At 48.2% G+C, this 15,259-nt stretch carries 17 protein-coding genes; 13 read left to right on the top strand and 4 right to left on the bottom strand.

The window, feature by feature from the left end; genetic code table 11:
* Positions 1-20: 20 nt before the first annotated feature.
* Both K7B07_RS18265 and K7B07_RS18260 read right to left on the bottom strand, forming a co-directional pair.
* Complete coding sequence (locus tag K7B07_RS18265; protein ID WP_223711968.1) at positions 21-1,163, bottom strand: glycerate kinase; 1,143 nt, start codon at positions 1,161-1,163, stop codon at positions 21-23.
* A complete protein-coding gene (locus tag K7B07_RS18260) occupies positions 1,164-2,504 on the bottom strand; it encodes a GntP family permease (RefSeq protein WP_223711967.1) in 1,341 nt (446 codons plus the stop codon).
* Between the two features lie 310 nt (positions 2,505-2,814).
* On the opposite strand from K7B07_RS18260, the gene K7B07_RS18255 reads away from it, so the two are divergent.
* From K7B07_RS18255 to K7B07_RS18195, 13 genes are all read left to right on the top strand, one after another.
* Positions 2,815-3,429, top strand: a complete 615-nt coding sequence (locus K7B07_RS18255) for a porin family protein (RefSeq protein ID WP_223711966.1) — start codon at positions 2,815-2,817, stop codon at positions 3,427-3,429.
* A 74-nt stretch (positions 3,430-3,503) separates the two neighbouring features.
* The gene (locus K7B07_RS18250) at positions 3,504-4,124 is read left to right on the top strand and encodes a porin family protein (RefSeq protein ID WP_223711965.1); all 621 of its coding nucleotides are present in this window, start codon (positions 3,504-3,506) and stop codon (positions 4,122-4,124) included.
* Positions 4,125-4,197: 73 nt separating this feature from the next.
* Positions 4,198-5,430 carry a multidrug effflux MFS transporter gene (locus K7B07_RS18245; RefSeq protein WP_223711964.1) on the top strand — a complete coding sequence of 411 codons (1,233 nt, stop codon included), beginning with the start codon at positions 4,198-4,200 and terminating at the stop codon, positions 5,428-5,430.
* 102 nt (positions 5,431-5,532) lie between these two features.
* Positions 5,533-5,922: a 50S ribosomal protein L19 gene (gene rplS / locus K7B07_RS18240; RefSeq protein ID WP_223711963.1), complete on the top strand. Its 390-nt coding sequence runs from the start codon at positions 5,533-5,535 to the stop codon at positions 5,920-5,922.
* Positions 5,923-6,267: 345 nt separating this feature from the next.
* On the top strand, positions 6,268-6,495 hold the full coding sequence (locus tag K7B07_RS18235; RefSeq protein WP_223711962.1) for a Sec-independent protein translocase subunit TatA/TatB: 228 nt from the start codon (positions 6,268-6,270) through the stop codon (positions 6,493-6,495).
* 50 nt (positions 6,496-6,545) lie between these two features.
* The gene (gene gatA / locus K7B07_RS18230) at positions 6,546-7,982 is read left to right on the top strand and encodes an Asp-tRNA(Asn)/Glu-tRNA(Gln) amidotransferase subunit GatA (RefSeq protein WP_223711961.1); all 1,437 of its coding nucleotides are present in this window, start codon (positions 6,546-6,548) and stop codon (positions 7,980-7,982) included.
* A gap of 62 nt (positions 7,983-8,044) precedes the next feature.
* Positions 8,045-9,088, top strand: a complete 1,044-nt coding sequence (locus tag K7B07_RS18225; protein ID WP_223711960.1) for a lytic transglycosylase domain-containing protein — start codon at positions 8,045-8,047, stop codon at positions 9,086-9,088.
* Between the two features lie 120 nt (positions 9,089-9,208).
* Positions 9,209-9,835 carry an ABC transporter ATP-binding protein gene (locus tag K7B07_RS18220; protein ID WP_223711959.1) on the top strand — a complete coding sequence of 209 codons (627 nt, stop codon included), beginning with the start codon at positions 9,209-9,211 and terminating at the stop codon, positions 9,833-9,835.
* A gap of 5 nt (positions 9,836-9,840) precedes the next feature.
* The gene (locus K7B07_RS18215; RefSeq protein ID WP_223713920.1) at positions 9,841-10,956 is read left to right on the top strand and encodes a hypothetical protein; all 1,116 of its coding nucleotides are present in this window, start codon (positions 9,841-9,843) and stop codon (positions 10,954-10,956) included.
* Positions 10,957-11,110: 154 nt separating this feature from the next.
* A complete protein-coding gene (locus K7B07_RS18210; RefSeq protein WP_223711958.1) occupies positions 11,111-11,377 on the top strand; it encodes a hypothetical protein in 267 nt (88 codons plus the stop codon).
* 9 nt (positions 11,378-11,386) lie between these two features.
* A complete protein-coding gene (locus tag K7B07_RS18205) occupies positions 11,387-11,599 on the top strand; it encodes a hypothetical protein (RefSeq protein ID WP_223711957.1) in 213 nt (70 codons plus the stop codon).
* A gap of 87 nt (positions 11,600-11,686) precedes the next feature.
* The gene (locus K7B07_RS18200) at positions 11,687-12,724 is read left to right on the top strand and encodes a sensor histidine kinase (protein ID WP_223711956.1); all 1,038 of its coding nucleotides are present in this window, start codon (positions 11,687-11,689) and stop codon (positions 12,722-12,724) included.
* Complete coding sequence (locus K7B07_RS18195; protein ID WP_223711955.1) at positions 12,721-13,443, top strand: LytR/AlgR family response regulator transcription factor; 723 nt, start codon at positions 12,721-12,723, stop codon at positions 13,441-13,443. The genes K7B07_RS18200 and K7B07_RS18195 overlap by 4 nt, the downstream gene beginning before the upstream one ends.
* A 49-nt stretch (positions 13,444-13,492) precedes the next feature.
* Here K7B07_RS18195 and K7B07_RS18190 read toward each other — a convergent pair whose 3' ends face one another.
* Positions 13,493-14,785: an anthranilate synthase component I family protein gene (locus tag K7B07_RS18190; protein WP_223711954.1), complete on the bottom strand. Its 1,293-nt coding sequence runs from the start codon at positions 14,783-14,785 to the stop codon at positions 13,493-13,495.
* 26 nt (positions 14,786-14,811) lie between these two features.
* Complete coding sequence (locus K7B07_RS18185; RefSeq protein WP_223711953.1) at positions 14,812-15,231, bottom strand: hypothetical protein; 420 nt, start codon at positions 15,229-15,231, stop codon at positions 14,812-14,814.
* Positions 15,232-15,259: the final 28 nt, after the last annotated feature.

Raw genomic sequence — 15,259 nt, 5'->3', positions numbered from 1 at the left:
TTTTATTCCATCAGCTGCGCTCAGGGAATATCCAGCTGACTGTTTAATGTGCTCGCAATCTTCCGGCCCGTCTTTTCCAGGTTCGTGCGGGTAAGCCGGATGGCTTCCTCCAATGGCAGCGGTTGTTCGTTAATCGGTAATAGCCAGTCAAAATATTCATTTAAAGCAGTGTCTTCTTCTTCCGGCACCTTCCCCGCCACACCAATCACAGGGATGCCATACCGTTTTGCCATCCTCGCCACGCCATAAGGCGCTTTTCCTTCCAGGGTCTGGTGGTCAATCGCGCCCTCTCCGGTAATCACCCACCCGGCATCTTTGAGCAAGGCTTCAAAACCGGTCCTGCTTAAGAAGTAATCGATTCCATTTACTGCTTTAGCATTAAAGAACGCCATACATGTAGCAGCTACGCCTCCTGCTGCACCACTATAGGTCAGCTGGTTTATATCAGTTCCTGTAACCCGTTCTGTGATCCGTCGCAACTGTTTGAGTCCCGACTCCAGTAACCGGACCTCATCTGGTCCTGCTCCTTTTTGTGGTCCAAATACAGCAGCAGCGCCCTTTGCACCCAATAAATGATTTTTAACATCACAGAGTATGGTGAAGGTTGTGGCATTCAATCGCGGGTCACTGTGCTGCCTGTCAATACCCCGGAGTGACACCAAGTCCGCAGGAAGCTGCTGCAGGGGTTCTTTCTTTTCATTCAAAAAAACAACTCCGAGCTCTTTTAAAAGTCCGGAGCCGCCATCCACAGTTGCACTTCCGCCGATGCAAAATAAAATTTCTGCTGCCCCCCTGTCGAGCGCCGCTTTGATCAATTGTCCGCAACCCGCCGTGGTAGCGCGCAACGGATCATATTCTTTTGGATCCAGCAGGCGCAGACCGGAAGCATCGGCCAGCTCGATCACCGCGGTCTTTGTTGCGGCGATCCATCCGAAAGACGCTGTAATGCTTCTTCCCAATGGATCGGCAACCGTGGCTGCGATCACTTCCGCTCCCAGGCAATGATTCAGCAGGGCGCCTGTGCCATCCCCGCCGTCGCCTACCGGATGACAAACACAATCTCCTTTATAGCCGCCCTGCAACAATCCCTGTCTGATAGCAGCGGCCACTTCATCTGCCGGGAGGCTGTTCTTAAACGCATTTGGCGCTATAACCACTTTCATTTATAAAATGATTAAAGACAATAAATACACAAACAATAAACCCACAACCGCCATGCAAACCGTAGCCGTACTGTATACCTGCAGCACCGGTTTCAATTCCTGGCCTGAAAAATTAGTGATCACCCAGAAATAGGCGTCATTTACATGCGAAACTGCCATAGAACCCGCGCCCATGGCCAGTACGGCGATCACCCGACCGTTTTCGGAGTCCAGCTGCAGCCCCGGCAGAAACGGCAGCACAATGGATGCAGCGGTAAGAATGGCCACTGTGGACGAACCCTGTGCCGTTTTAAGCACAAGCGCTACCAGGAATGGGAAAAGCAGTCCCAATGTGTTGATATGCTCCAACCCGGAAAGATAGTCCTGTAGTTTCAGTGCCTGGATCACCATGCCAAAGGCGCCACCGGCACCGATAATAACCAATATACCACCCGCCTTTTCCAGCCCGTGCTGTACCAGCTGATGCAGTTGGCCTTTATTCCACTTTGATGGAATCATCAGCGCCAGGACCAATCCGATGGAAAGCGCTATCGCCGGGTCCCCGACGATCAGCACCTGCTCAAGCGTTCCGTTCCCGGTATGCATCAGGCTAAACACAACAGCCCGCAGGGCGATCAGCAGTACCGGTACTACAACCGGAACAAAGGAAAGCAGGGCAGCCGGCAGCTGTGCCGGCTCCTCTGAGATCAACGGTTCATTATCGGCAGCAGGTCCGGCCGGAAACTTTCTGCCCCGCCATACCGCCCAGTAATAACCGGCCAGCATGGCGGGAACGGCGGCCAGCAAGCCGTATAAAATAACCCGGCCCGGGTCTGCATTCAGAGCACCAACCGCAGCCGTAACACCCGGATGCGGCGGTATAAAACAATGCACGGCATAAAGCCCGGTGGCCATCGCCGTGCTCATAACGGCTACGGGCACCGCCGTCTTGCGTATCATGGATTGATTCAATCCGTTCAAAACGATATAACCCGAATCACAAAAAATCGGAAGTCCTACGATAAAGCCGGTCAGACTTATCGCAAAAACAGACCGCCTGCTTCCCACCCATTTTATGATCGCATTGGCCATTGCTGTTGTGGCCCCGTTCGCCTGCAACACCATTCCCAGCACGGTTCCGATGGCAATGATAAATCCGAGTGAGCTCATGATCTTACCAAAGCCTTCCTTCATCGTTGTAAGAATCATCATGGCATCCAGTCCTCCGACAGCACCGGTTACAAAACAGGCTGCGGACAGGGAAAAGAAAGGATGAACCTTATACTTCGTACTCAAAATAATGATCAGCCCGATACCGGACAGGATCGCCAGCAATAATAGAAAAGCGGAAGTGGCATGCATCGCTCAATTTACAATTAAAAGATAATATAGCATGCAGAATATCGGAACCGGGGGTTGAGAAGTGAGATTTGGAAATTGAGATTTGAGAATTCAGTCATCAGCTTTCGGCCCGTATCAACCGGAATGTGAAACCCGTAATTTAAAACTTAAGATCACATTTTATTTCTCACTTTTCACTTCTCAAATCTCACATCTCATATTTTACATTTCCTTGTAATAAACAATCGTTAAACCGGTTTGCTGTTTAAATGTCTCCATTTACTTTTGAGTCCTTATTAAAAATTGACAATAACCTTTTAAAAACTGAATTATGAAGACAAAACTGCTCATGGTAACACTGTTGCTGGCCGGTCACTTTTGCGCAACTGCTCAAATTAAAAAAGGATCCACATTGATCGGAGGGAACCTGTCGTTTAATACCATAAAAAACGATACTGCCGGAAAAATGAACGGAGGGACTTTTAGTATAAAAGCAGGCCGTGCTTTTTCTGAAAATGTGGTGTGGGGCGTTTTTGGAATTCTCGGATATTCCAATATCAAAGCTTCCGGCAGCACTTCCTACAGCAAAAGCCACACCTACGGCGGGGGTTTATTTAACCGGCTGTACAAGCCCCTGGGAAAGGACTTTTACCTTTATGGAGAGACCTCTTTGTTTTATGCACATATGGCCACTTCGCCTGATTTTGTAGGCGCCAGACCTACATCGGACCAGACGAGCCTCGGATTTACTCCCGGCATTTCTTATCAGGTGCTTGACTGGGCACATTTAGAACTCTCACTCCCCAACATTGTTACGGCAAACTATATGGTAAACCGGATGGTTATAGGAGACTCCCGGCAAAGGAATACCAATTTTGGCGCAAGCACCAGTCTGAACGGAAGCACTGCTGATCTTTTAGCGCTTGGCTTCAACATCCTGTTCTGATGCCAGATCGGCTATGCCGGCACAAGGCACCTATTTGTGCATCTCATTACTTATCCCATTTAAAAAACTGAATTATGAAAAAAGAATTATTCATTACCGCCCTTGCACTTTTTTGTTTCCATATCATTTCAACAGCACAGGCCGACAAAGGCACGAACCTGATCGGCGGAAATATTTACTTTAACAACAACCAGTACGAGTCCTCCGGCAGCGGACGTATCGGAACATTTCAGCTTAAAGCGGGTCACGCATTCACCTCCGGGGTAATATGGGGAGTGCAGGGAGGCTACTTATTTTTAAAACAAAAAAACCGGGATGGTGAAGCAACTTCGGAGCAATCGGGTTTCTCTGCTGGTGTATTCAACCGGCTTTATAAATCCTTGGGTAACGACTTCTCTTTATTTGGAGAATCCTCACTGGGTTATAGCAGCTCCGATTTAAAGATGCCGTCAAATAGTGCCCATACCCGTCAGAATGTTGTGGGTCTGGGCTTTACTCCCGGACTGTCTTACAAAGTCCTCGACTGGGCAAATATCGAACTGATGCTGCCCAATATCCTTGCAGTGAGCTATGCAAAAAACAGTACAAAAAATAACGATACCTCAACAAAAACAGAAGAAACCTTTTCAGCAAAAACCAGTTTAAGCGGCAGCCCGCTCAACACACTCGGTGTCGGATTCAGTGTTATGTTTTAGCAGGACAGCAGTTGGTTTACTATAACTTAATCTTCCATTTCCATAACCTTAGCCTTACCTTTGCTCCTGATTTATGAAGGAGCAAAGGTTTATCCGTTTATTGATTCTAGGTTTACTGTCTGCTATCGGCCCTTTTTCCATCGACATGTACCTTCCCGGCTTTCCGGATATAGCAAAAGACCTGCATACAGATGTCAGCAAGGTGTCACTCACCCTCTCCGGTTTTTTTGTTGGTATCTCTGTAGGGCAATTATTATATGGTCCGTTGCTGGACAAATACGGCCGTAAACGACCATTATACATCGGCATGGCACTGTACATACTGGCTTCGTTCGGCTGTGTGTTTGCCACTTCCATTGAAATGCTGATCGGGCTGCGTTTTCTGCAGGCGATCGGCGGTTGTGTAGGTATGGTGGCTTCCCGGGCCATCGTGAGGGACCTCTTTGATGTAACTGAAAATGCCAAAATATTTTCCCTGCTTATGCTGGTAGTAGGCGTCTCTCCTATCATTGCCCCCACGCTCGGCGGCTATCTGGCAGCTGCCTTTGGATGGCAGTCCATATTTATGGTATTGGGAACCATAGGTGCGGTTATTCTTGGTATGGTCATTTTTCTGTTGCCGGAATCGAAAAAGCCCGACCCGCATTATTCGTTGTATCCAAGATCCATCCTGGGTAAGTTCGGAACCGTGTTTAAGGAGCAGCAGTTTGTTACCTACGCCCTTGCGGGATCCTTTACGGCCGCTGGGCTGTATGCTTATATCGCAGGATCCCCGCATGTATTTATGGAGCTCTTCGGCGTAAGCGAGCAGGTGTACGGCTGGATCTTTACCATTGTTGCGGCCGGGCTGGTGGCTGCCACACAGATCAATGCCCGCATTTTGCGTGTCCGCACAAGTGAATACATCATTCCACGGGCGGTCAGTTTCCAGACCCTGGCCGGTCTGCTGCTTTTTGCGGGGTTTGCCCTGAACTGGTGGGGACTATACAGCAGTATCATACTTTGCTGCATCTTCCTGGCCTGCCAGGGATTTACGTTTCCGAATGCATCTGCCCTGGCCATCGCACCGTTCCGGGAAAACGCCGGCAGCGCCTCAGCCCTGCTGGGCTGTATTCAGATGGCGGTGGGCGCCCTGAGCACCGTATTGGTCAGTATTTTCCATAATGAAACTGCCGTACCCATGGGCGGCATTATGGCATTCTGTGCATTTACAGCGCTCTGCATCCTTCTTTTTGGCAGAAAGGCGATAAAGAAGCGGAAGGATTCTATTGAAAGTCAGACAGTTGACATGTTAAAGCGGCTGTAAACCGCGGCAATAGCAATATCCTGTCTTTTTTTTGGAAAATAGTGATTTCCTTGCTACCTTTGCATCCCGGTAATAAAAAATCGGGATTTAAAATTCAGAGTTATGAGCAGCGCTATAGATTTCGTACACGAACAACTGACTTCCAAAAAGACGTTCCCTGCTTTCAAAGCCGGTGATAATATCACTGTCAACTATAAGATCATTGAAGGAAACAAAGAGCGGATCCAGTCTTTTAAAGGAGATGTGATAAAAAAACAGGGAAAAGGCAGCACTGCTACTTTTACTGTAAGAAAGATCTCCGATGGTATCGGTGTTGAGCGGTTGTTCCCCTTCACCTCTCCCAATATTGACTCTATCGTTTTAAACAAAGTAGGCCAGGTGCGCCGTGCCAAGCTGTTCTATCAGAGAGAGCGTTTTGGTAAAAGTGCCCGCATCCGTGAAAAACGTATGGCCGTTGCTACTGAAGGCAAAAAGAAACAAGCACAGGCATAATACTGCTGCTGTACTGATATTTTCAGGGAAGTCCCGCAAATGCGGGACTTTTCTTTTGAAACAGAAAATACGCTCCATCCGGCGGATTACACGATTGTTTATCATGGACATAGACCTGCGATTGCCGCGCCGGCTTTATCTCGACAGCCCGATCAGATTCCCATAAGCGTCTTTTAACCAGATAAACCGAATTTGCGCCACCGATAAAAATTATCAAAAATCTCCTGCCATTTTCAAAACAATTGTGGTTTTTTGGCGTAATAATTTTAGGAATTCTTCAATCTTATATTTCACCGTTCAGATTACGATACAAAGTGTATATTTGAACTTTAATTTTTACAAATCATGGCAAATTTTCAATTATTGGGTGCGTTGGGTACAAACGAGATCATTATCATAATGGTTATTGTGCTGTTGTTATTCGGAGGCCGTAAAATCCCTGAATTAATGAGAGGACTGGGTAAAGGGGTGCGTGAATTTAACGATGCGAAGGATAATGTAAAGCGGGAGATCGAGGAAAGCGCCAATACCATTTCATCCGAGCCTAAAAGACCCGCTTCCACTCAGGAATAAGACCCGGTTTATTTTTATTTTTTACATCTGACTACAAAAGCTGTTTTCTTTTGCAGGATTTTATTTCTATTGCCCGGTACCAAACCCAGCTGCTGAACGGGGAAACTACCTGTAAGGCCACGGTTGCGCACTACCTGGAAAAGATCGAAGCCCATCAACATCTCAACGCATTTATTGAGGTATATGCCGCAGAGGCACTGCAACGTGCAGAAGAACTGGATGCAATGACTGCCCCCCAGGGAAAGCTGCATGGTGTTATCGTAGCCCTGAAGGACGTGATCTGCCATAAAGACCATGCAGTAACAGCCGCTTCAAAGATCCTGGAAGGATTTACCGCCGTTTTTTCTGCAACTGCCGTGGAACGGCTGCTGGAAGCAGGTGCCATTATCATCGGCCGTGTCAACTGTGATGAATTTGCCATGGGTTCCACCAATGAGCATTCTGTTTATGGCAAAGTGCTGAATGCTGCCGACGAAACCCGTATCCCGGGGGGCTCCTCCGGCGGCTCCGCAGTGGCAGTACAGGCCGGCCTTAGTATGGTATCACTGGGCAGTGACACCGGCGGATCGGTACGTCAGCCTGCTGACTTCTGTGGTATCATCGGGTTAAAACCTACCTACGGGCGTGTATCCCGTTACGGGCTGATTGCCTATGCTTCTTCTTTTGATCAGATCGGCATCTTTGCACGCACCATACCCGACACAGCGCTGGTGCTGGAAGTAATTGCCGGTGCAGATGATTTCGACAGCACCGTGTCGCAACAGCCGGTACCCGCTTATTCGGCAGCGCTGAAAAAGGATGCGACCTACAGGATCGCTTATTTTCCTGAAGCGCTGGAGCACGAAAGCCTGGATCCGGAAATAAGTGCAGCCCTCAAAGACCAGCTGGGAAAATGGGAAGCTGCCGGGCATACCGTCACCCCAGTTCATTTTGATCTGCTGGATTATATCGTTCCCACCTACTATGTCCTCACCACAGCCGAAGCCTCTTCTAACCTGTCGCGCTTTGATGGTGTCAAATATGGCTACCGTTCCCCCGAAGCCGCCCGCGAAGAACTGGATGGTTTTTATAAAAAGAACCGTTCAGAAGGGTTTGGCAAGGAAGTAAAACGAAGGATCCTTCTTGGCAACTTTGTCCTCAGCTCCGGTTACTATGATGCCTACTTTACCCAGGCCCAAAAGGTAAGAAGAATTTTAACAAATAATTTACAACTGATTTTCAAGGAGTTCGACTTTATCTGCCTGCCAACGGCTCCTTCTGTGGCTTTTAAGATCGGTGAAAAGGCCCAGGATCCGATCGCCATGTATATTGCTGATATCTACACCGTTATGGCTAACCTTACGGGTATCCCCGCCATTTCACTTCCTCTTTTCACCCATCCAACCCACCAGATGCCTTTCGGCGTCCAGTTAATGGCAGCTCCTTTTAATGAGCTATCTTTGCTCTCTTTTAGCAACAATAATTTAGCTACGGAATCGTTATTTTAAAGCTTACACTCCAGACTGCGTTTTTTATAAACTATTAATTATTAAAACACGACAGAAAAATAATGACCAGAAATAAGTTGACTGTTTTCATCGGCAGCACCCTGGTGTCCCTGTGTACCCTTACGGCTGCACATGCACAGCTGAGCCCTGTAAAAGAAACAGCCGCTGCACCGGCTGCTCCCGAAGAGCAACTGGTTAAAGCTGATCCGAAAGCAGGCTTTAAAGATCTTTTTGAAAAAGCGGAGCTCAAAACGGCTACATTCAAAGGCATCAAAACCGAACATTTAAATCCCAAAGCGATCAGCTTTGTTAAAGACTATATCGACCGGAATGCACGGGAACTGAATGAACTCAAAACATGGGCCCGCCCCTATTTTGACATGATGGATGATGTACTTTCCCAGAACGGTATTCCCAAAGAATTAAAATACCTGGCGGTGATCGAATCACACCTGCGTGCCAACCTGGTTTCCTGGGCCGGAGCCGTGGGGCCCTGGCAATTTATGCCGGGAACAGCACGCGGACTGGGACTGAACGTTTCACGCGGAAGGGATGAGCGGACCGATTATCTGAAAAGCACCAGGGCTGCCAGCAAATACCTGAATTATCTCTTTAATATCTATAACGACTGGCTGCTGGTTGTAGCAGCGTATAACTGCGGACCGGGCCGTGTAAATTCGGCAATCAACAAAGCGGGAAGCAATGATTTCTGGGACCTCCAGTATTACCTGCCTGCGGAAAGCCGCAACCATGTAAAAAAATTCATTGCCACCCATTACATCATGGAAGGCCAGGGTGGCGTAACCACCGTTTCACGCGAGCAGGCGCTGGCAATGATGAAGACGGTTAAGGACGAGTCCACGCAGCAGAATGTGAAGGTACAGACCATCAGCGGACGCTTTAATTCCAAAGCCATTGCCAAATACCTCGACATGAGCGTAACAGACTTCAATAAGCTGAACCCCAGTCTCGACAAAGTACTGGCATCCAACTCCACTTATCAGTTGAAACTTCCGGAAGAAAAAGTAGATCTTTTCCTGGAAAAGAAAAATGAAATGCTGAATGAGTCCATCCAGATGCTGATCAACCCGGAATACAGAAATTAAAAATAAAAACGGTTCGATAAAAAAGACTGTCCGGACAGGGCGGTCTTTTTTTATGAAAAAACATTAACATTCCTTAGCAACAGAATTCGATAATTTCGGTGGCACTTGAATGATAACTGCATGCTGGAATGTACACATATTGTAAAGCGCTATCACCGGCAGCTTATACTCGACAGCTCCTCCCTTCAGCTCACAAAGGGTATCTACTGGATACAGGGAGCGAACGGTACGGGTAAAACAACCTTTTTAAAAATGGCGGCGGCGCTGATCCCCTTCGACGGCGATATCCGGCTGAACGGCATTTCGCAAAAAGCTGCGCCCTTCGCCTACCGGCAACAGGTCAGCTGGGCCGAGGCGGAACCGTTGTATCCGGATTTTTTAACCGGGTCGGAACTGATCGCATTATACCGGAAGGTCCGGAAAGCAACGCCTGCCGATACAGAAGCGCTTGTTCACCTTTTTGATGCCGGCACTTATCTTCCCGGTAAAGTGGGCACCTATTCCGCAGGAATGCTAAAAAAGCTGTCTTTAATACTGGCCTTCACAGGCCCGGCAGACCTGGTTTTGCTGGATGAGCCTTTTATCACTTTAGATACAGCTGCCTGCCGGCGGCTGGAGCAACTGATCCTTGAACGGCACCGGGAAACCGGCACCACATTTATCCTGAGCTCGCACCAGGAACCGGGGCAGCTGCTGTTGCCCCGGATGCGCATTTTAACGGTACAGAACAAAACCATAACCCATTGAAGCCCGTGTTCCGTATATTTTATAAGTCGTTCGTAAAACCCTTTTACAGGGAGAACGCAGCTACTTTTGTTTTCGTTTTCACCCTGTTCTTTTTCATTATCGGAACCGTAGATGGCGCCGGGCTTTTCCGTTATCATTACGGGCTTATAAAAGCGCTCTTAAGCATCAAACCGTTCTTTGCTGCGGCATTGGTACTGTGGACCCTTTATGCCCGCAAATGTGCTGTTTTTATAAGCCAGCACCTGCAGCAGCCCGCCTATCAGTTTATGACCATTTTCAAAAACCGGTCGTGGTACAGCCGCTATTCCCTTTTCTTTTTTACCAACTTTATCCTGCTGCTGCCTATGACCTTTTATATTCTTTTGGTCATAACGGAAGGGGTTTTCCTGCACCTGTACCCAGCCACCTTTATTGTCATTCTTTTTATTACAGCACTGTGCCTGCTGCTGCCGGCCTGGCATGTCTGGCTGCTGGAGCACCCGGAGCGAAAGGTCTTCCTGCTCCATACGCGACTGACGGATAAGCTCCCCGGCACCGCTTTCCGGTACGCAGCGATCCTTATCCGATCGGTTTTCAAGACCCAAAAATTAGCATGGACGGGTGTCAAGCTATATACATGTACCTTTCTGTACTTTGTATTGAAGAATAACGAGACCGGTCAGGACGATCTCCGGTTTACTTTTTTGCTTTTCAGCTTTGGTGTACTGGCTAATGGTGTATTTATCAACCGTCTCAGAAGATATGAAGATCAGTATTTATCCTTCTACAGAGGGTTGCCTGTGCGGCTCACGGAACGCTTTCTCGTATATGCAGGCTGCTGTATGGTACTCCTGATGCCGGACCTCGTATTGTTGCAGCTGCTTTCCCCGGTCTTTATCAGCCATAGTAATGCCGTTGCATTCGGGCTGTATGCGGTTTCGGCGCCACTGCTGCTGGTGAGTATCAGTTTTATAAAACAAATGGCACTCCGGCATTTCATAAAAATACTGCTGCTGCTTTTCTTTGCCGGCTATGCCCTGATGATGACCGCGGGCATGCTGTCTGTGAGCCTCCTGTTTATCTTACTCGCCATCCCTCTTTTTGCAGCCGCTTATTACAGATCCGAACCGTCGGCGTCCTGATGTTCTTTTCCTCAGCACCTTTTTCGTCGCAACAATTCCGGACTTGGTCTACACAGCAATATTATCGCAGCCCGGGCGGTCTACTTTTGTTTTGCAATGCTACTTGAACGCTTACTGTGAGAGTAGTTTTTACGAACCCCTAAAAACAAAAGTTATGTTTATTACACTTTTCATCATCAGCCGTTTGCTCCTGATCGCCTGTTTTGTACTGGTCATCGGATATATTTTCGGATCCTTTGCCACCAATAAAACGCTTTCCACCCTTGCCCGGGTAGCTGCAATACTGTTACTGGTCGGCTTTATTGCGTCAAACATTTTCTTTTTCCGGTTCAGGAACGGCAATGCCGGTTTCCACAACAGGCATTGCTGGCAGCAGCACCAAACCGATTCGGTTACCTATAAAGGAAACCCGCTCCCCTAACCCGTACCAGTGATCCGTTTCCGGACCGGAAGCTCCGACAGCTTCCGGTCCGGGAAAAAGAACAGGGGCTCCAGAATAAGGGTATCCTGCAGGATCTATAAAAGTCATCCCGTGAAGTACCTGATCCGCCTGGCAAACCGGTTGTATCACCGCCACCTGATCCGGCAGTTCCGGATGCGCTTCCGGAACTGTCATAAGCGGCTCCGTTCGCAACACTGGTAGCGGGAGGGGTAACCTTTCATTTGAAGGCCGGCGACAGTCCGGGATACAACCAGGGGAAAGTCATTTAAAAATTTGTAGCTTTAATCGTTGTCTGCAGACGGCTCTTCCGGCATGATCATCAAAAAACAACATATCAACGGGGCACTTCATGTGCTGATCTGGAGCGCTCTTTTACTGCTCCCCTATTTCATTGGTGATGCCGGTAACGGATACCAGGTAGGGCTTTTGCCCGGGGTGCTTTTTACCGCATTTGGTGTCATTCACCTGCTGTTGTTTTATACAAATGCGTTCTACCTGGTTCCGTCATTTCTCACAAAAAGGCGCTGGCCGCTTTATATCCTTTTTGCGATATGCCTTACCGGGATGTCCTTTGCATTGAAGTTCTGTATCCTGCGCACCTGGTACCCGGAGTTATTACAGAACCCCAGCATCTACCGCTTTTCTTTTGCACCTTCTGTGGGCATATTGTTCATCAGTATCGTTTTCCGGAAAGTTATTGACCGGATCCGGTTTGAACGGAAGCAACGGGAAAAGGAAGCGACCATGCTTATGACCGAACTGAAATTCCTCCGTTCCCAGATCAGTCCGCATTTTCTTTTTAATGTAATGACCAACCTGGTAGCACTGGCAAGGAAACGGTCCGAACAGCTGGAACCGGCACTGATCACACTTGCCGAGTTTATGCGCTACATCGTATACGATACACAAGGCCAGAAAGTAAAACTGGAAAGCGAAACGGAACACCTGAAAAGCTATATCTCATTACAACGGATGCGCTTTGGCGCTGATCTGCAGATCGACGACCATATTGAAGCCGCAGACGGACACCACGTGATCGAGCCCATGCTGCTGATCCCGTTTGTTGAAAATGCATTTAAACACAGCGCCGTGCAGGAAGCCGCTGCATTTATAAAGATCCGGCTCGAGCTTATAAAGAACATCCTGTATTTTGAAGTGTGGAACAGTATTCCGGTACAGCAGGCCGGCACAAACGATGCGCATTCCGGGGTAGGATTAAAAAATGTAATTTCCCGGCTGGAGCTGTTGTATCCCGGAAAGCACGAATTAAAGATCAACCGGGAGGATAATATATTTCATGTTTGTTTAAAACTTGACCTGGTATGATCCGAACCATAATTGTAGACGATGAGCCCCTCATCCGCGAACTGTTGCTGGATAATCTGAACCAGATCCCTTTTATTGAAGTAGTGCGCACGTGTAAGAATGCACTGGAGCTGTCGCAGTACCTGCAGACCGATTCCATTGATCTATTGTTTATGGATATCCAGATGCCCGGGATCAGCGGCATCCAGTTCCTCAGCGCCCTGGAGCATCCCCCGATGGTCATTATGGTTACGGCATATGAAAAATATGCGCTGCAGGGATTTGAGCTGAATGTGGTCGACTATATTCTGAAACCTTTCAGCTTCGAGCGGATCTTAAAGGCCTGTAACCGCGCACTGGAACTGCACCAGTTAAAAAAAACAAAATCTCCCGGCGGGGAACCACCCGCACAGCACCTGTTTGTAAATGTGGAATACACACTGGTAAAAGTAACGATCGCGGCCATTACCTATATCGAAGGACTGAAGGACTATATAAAGATCCATCTGGATACTGATCCCAAACCGGTCCTTACAAGAATGACCATAAAATCAATGGAAGAAAAACTGCCCGGCGGGGCTTTTGCCCGGACACATAAATCCTACCTGGTTGCCCTCGATAAAATAACCGTCATAAAAAGAGACCTGATCTACATCGGCTCCACAGAGCTTCCGCTCAGCGAATCTTACCGGGAAGCTTTTCTGCAGGCGGTAAAGCGGCTTGAAGGAAATCGTTACTAAAAGAAATATCATTCAATAATGACTGCAGGCTGTACGGCAGGTCGCTCATTTAGCCCTTGCCTTCCAGCACCGCCCGGATAGCGGCAGCTTTTAACAGGCACTCTTCCCATTCCTGTTCCGGATCGCTGTAGATGGTGATCCCCGATCCTACCTTATAGGAAAGGTACCCGGAGGAGGCATTGTACATGATACTCCGGATGACCACATTAAAATCAAAATCGCCGTCGGGCCGGATATATCCGACGGCCCCGGAAAAAATGCCCCGGGCCGATTTCTCATACTGATCGATCAGCTGCTGCACACGCACCTTGGGAGCACCGGTCATGGAGCCCATGGGGAATGTAGCCGCCAAGATCCCGCTCATGTCAACCGATGCGTTCACTTTTCCCGAAATCGTGGAGATCATCTGATGTACCTGCGGAAAACTGTAAATACCAAATAACTCATCTACTTTAACGCTGCTTTCCTCACAAATACGCGAAAGATCATTACGAACCAGGTCCACGATCATTACATTTTCCGCCCGGTCCTTCTTGCTTTCAAAAAGCTGCCGTTGTTCCGCTTCCAGGTCGCCGGCGGTTACTGCGTTTCTTTTAAGTGTACCCTTGATCGGCTGACTGATGAGCAAAGGGCCTTCTTTTTTTAAAAACCGTTCAGGGCTGGCACAGATCAGCCACTGATCTTTTAGCCGGTATAAGCCGGAGAAGGGGTTGGGAGAGTAACGGGAGAGCCGCCGGTACACGTCGAACGGATCAATAGCCGCTGCTTCCGCAAAAAAGCCGATGCAATAATTGATCTCATAGCAATCACCACGATGCAGGTGCTCCTGAAGCCGTCGTATGGTTTCCAGGTATTCCTCCCGGCTGACTTCCGAACGGACAGGCTGCTGCAGCTGTGTCCGCTCCGGATCCGGCACCTCCGTATTCATCAGTGCAGCATATAACTGTTCCGGCCGGGGGCCCTGTATCCAAAGACGGTCCTTCCGGGCAATGATCAGCCATTCGGGTTCAAAGAAAAAAGCCTCCGGAAACAAACGCTTTCCGGGATCCTGTTCTTTTTGTCCGCTGCCGCCCCCGGGCAGTTCATAATTCCAGTGCCCGAAGAGCCATCTTCCGCCATCTTTTAAAAACCGGTCGAATACCGTAAGCGGATCCGATGCTGTAAGCTGCAGGGCATTGCGGATGCCGGCGCCTGCAAGAAATTCGATATCCTGCCCCGGCATACTGCAGGAATCCAGAAAACAAAAAGTGTTAAACTGTTTCAACCAGTTTAACACTTTTGCCTTTACTAAGACGGTGTCATATAACGGAAAATCGACCCCTGCTGTCAGTTCATTATCCAATGCGTTGTATTAAAATCACGTTGACCTTATCTGAAGTCATCGTCGTCGTCAAAATCATCATCGTTATTCCCAAACAGGTCATCAAATTCTTCATCCGGCTTAAAATCCTCCTCGTCCTCATCATAGGATTTCTTACCCTTGCCATCACTGGATTTTGACTTGGACTTCGGAATATCGAATTCTTCAAAATCCTTATCCCAGTCTTCCTCTTCTTCAACTTTTTCCCATTCGTCATCCTCTTCAAAATCGTCATCATCCTCATCATCATCGTCCTTTGAAGCCTTTCCTTTTTTACTCTTCGGAGCTTCGTCATCTTCTTCGTAAAGATCATCATCTTCTTCTAATTCGTCCTCTTTCTTTTTCGCCTTTGAGGAAGCCTTGTCTGCAGGCGCATTCCCTGCGCTTGTCTTCTTGTCTGTTCCCGTTGACTTATTTGATTTTGCCATAACCTAAATAAAAACTATAATTGAAAGT

The sequence above is a fragment of the Niabella beijingensis genome (genome assembly GCF_020034665.1).
GTDB classification, from domain to species: Bacteria; Bacteroidota; Bacteroidia; order Chitinophagales; family Chitinophagaceae; genus Niabella; species Niabella beijingensis.
The sequence above is the reverse complement of the archived record's forward strand: the minus strand, read 5'-3'. Positions and strand labels throughout refer to the sequence as shown.

Excerpts from the sequence above, each read along its gene's own strand:
- K7B07_RS18265 (WP_223711968.1), bottom strand. The coding sequence starts at position 1,163 with ATGAAAGTGGTTATAGCGCCAAATGCGTTTAAGAACAGCCTCCCGGCA.
- K7B07_RS18260 (WP_223711967.1), bottom strand. The coding sequence starts at position 2,504 with ATGCATGCCACTTCCGCTTTTCTATTATTGCTGGCGATCCTGTCCGGT.
- K7B07_RS18255 (WP_223711966.1), top strand. The coding sequence starts at position 2,815 with ATGAAGACAAAACTGCTCATGGTAACACTGTTGCTGGCCGGTCACTTT.
- K7B07_RS18250 (WP_223711965.1), top strand. The coding sequence starts at position 3,504 with ATGAAAAAAGAATTATTCATTACCGCCCTTGCACTTTTTTGTTTCCAT.
- K7B07_RS18245 (WP_223711964.1), top strand. The coding sequence starts at position 4,198 with ATGAAGGAGCAAAGGTTTATCCGTTTATTGATTCTAGGTTTACTGTCT.
- rplS (WP_223711963.1), top strand. The coding sequence starts at position 5,533 with ATGAGCAGCGCTATAGATTTCGTACACGAACAACTGACTTCCAAAAAG.
- K7B07_RS18235 (WP_223711962.1), top strand. The coding sequence starts at position 6,268 with ATGGCAAATTTTCAATTATTGGGTGCGTTGGGTACAAACGAGATCATT.
- K7B07_RS18225 (WP_223711960.1), top strand. The coding sequence starts at position 8,045 with ATGACCAGAAATAAGTTGACTGTTTTCATCGGCAGCACCCTGGTGTCC.
- K7B07_RS18220 (WP_223711959.1), top strand. The coding sequence starts at position 9,209 with ATGCTGGAATGTACACATATTGTAAAGCGCTATCACCGGCAGCTTATA.
- K7B07_RS18210 (WP_223711958.1), top strand. The coding sequence starts at position 11,111 with ATGTTTATTACACTTTTCATCATCAGCCGTTTGCTCCTGATCGCCTGT.
- K7B07_RS18195 (WP_223711955.1), top strand. The coding sequence starts at position 12,721 with ATGATCCGAACCATAATTGTAGACGATGAGCCCCTCATCCGCGAACTG.
- K7B07_RS18185 (WP_223711953.1), bottom strand. The coding sequence starts at position 15,231 with ATGGCAAAATCAAATAAGTCAACGGGAACAGACAAGAAGACAAGCGCA.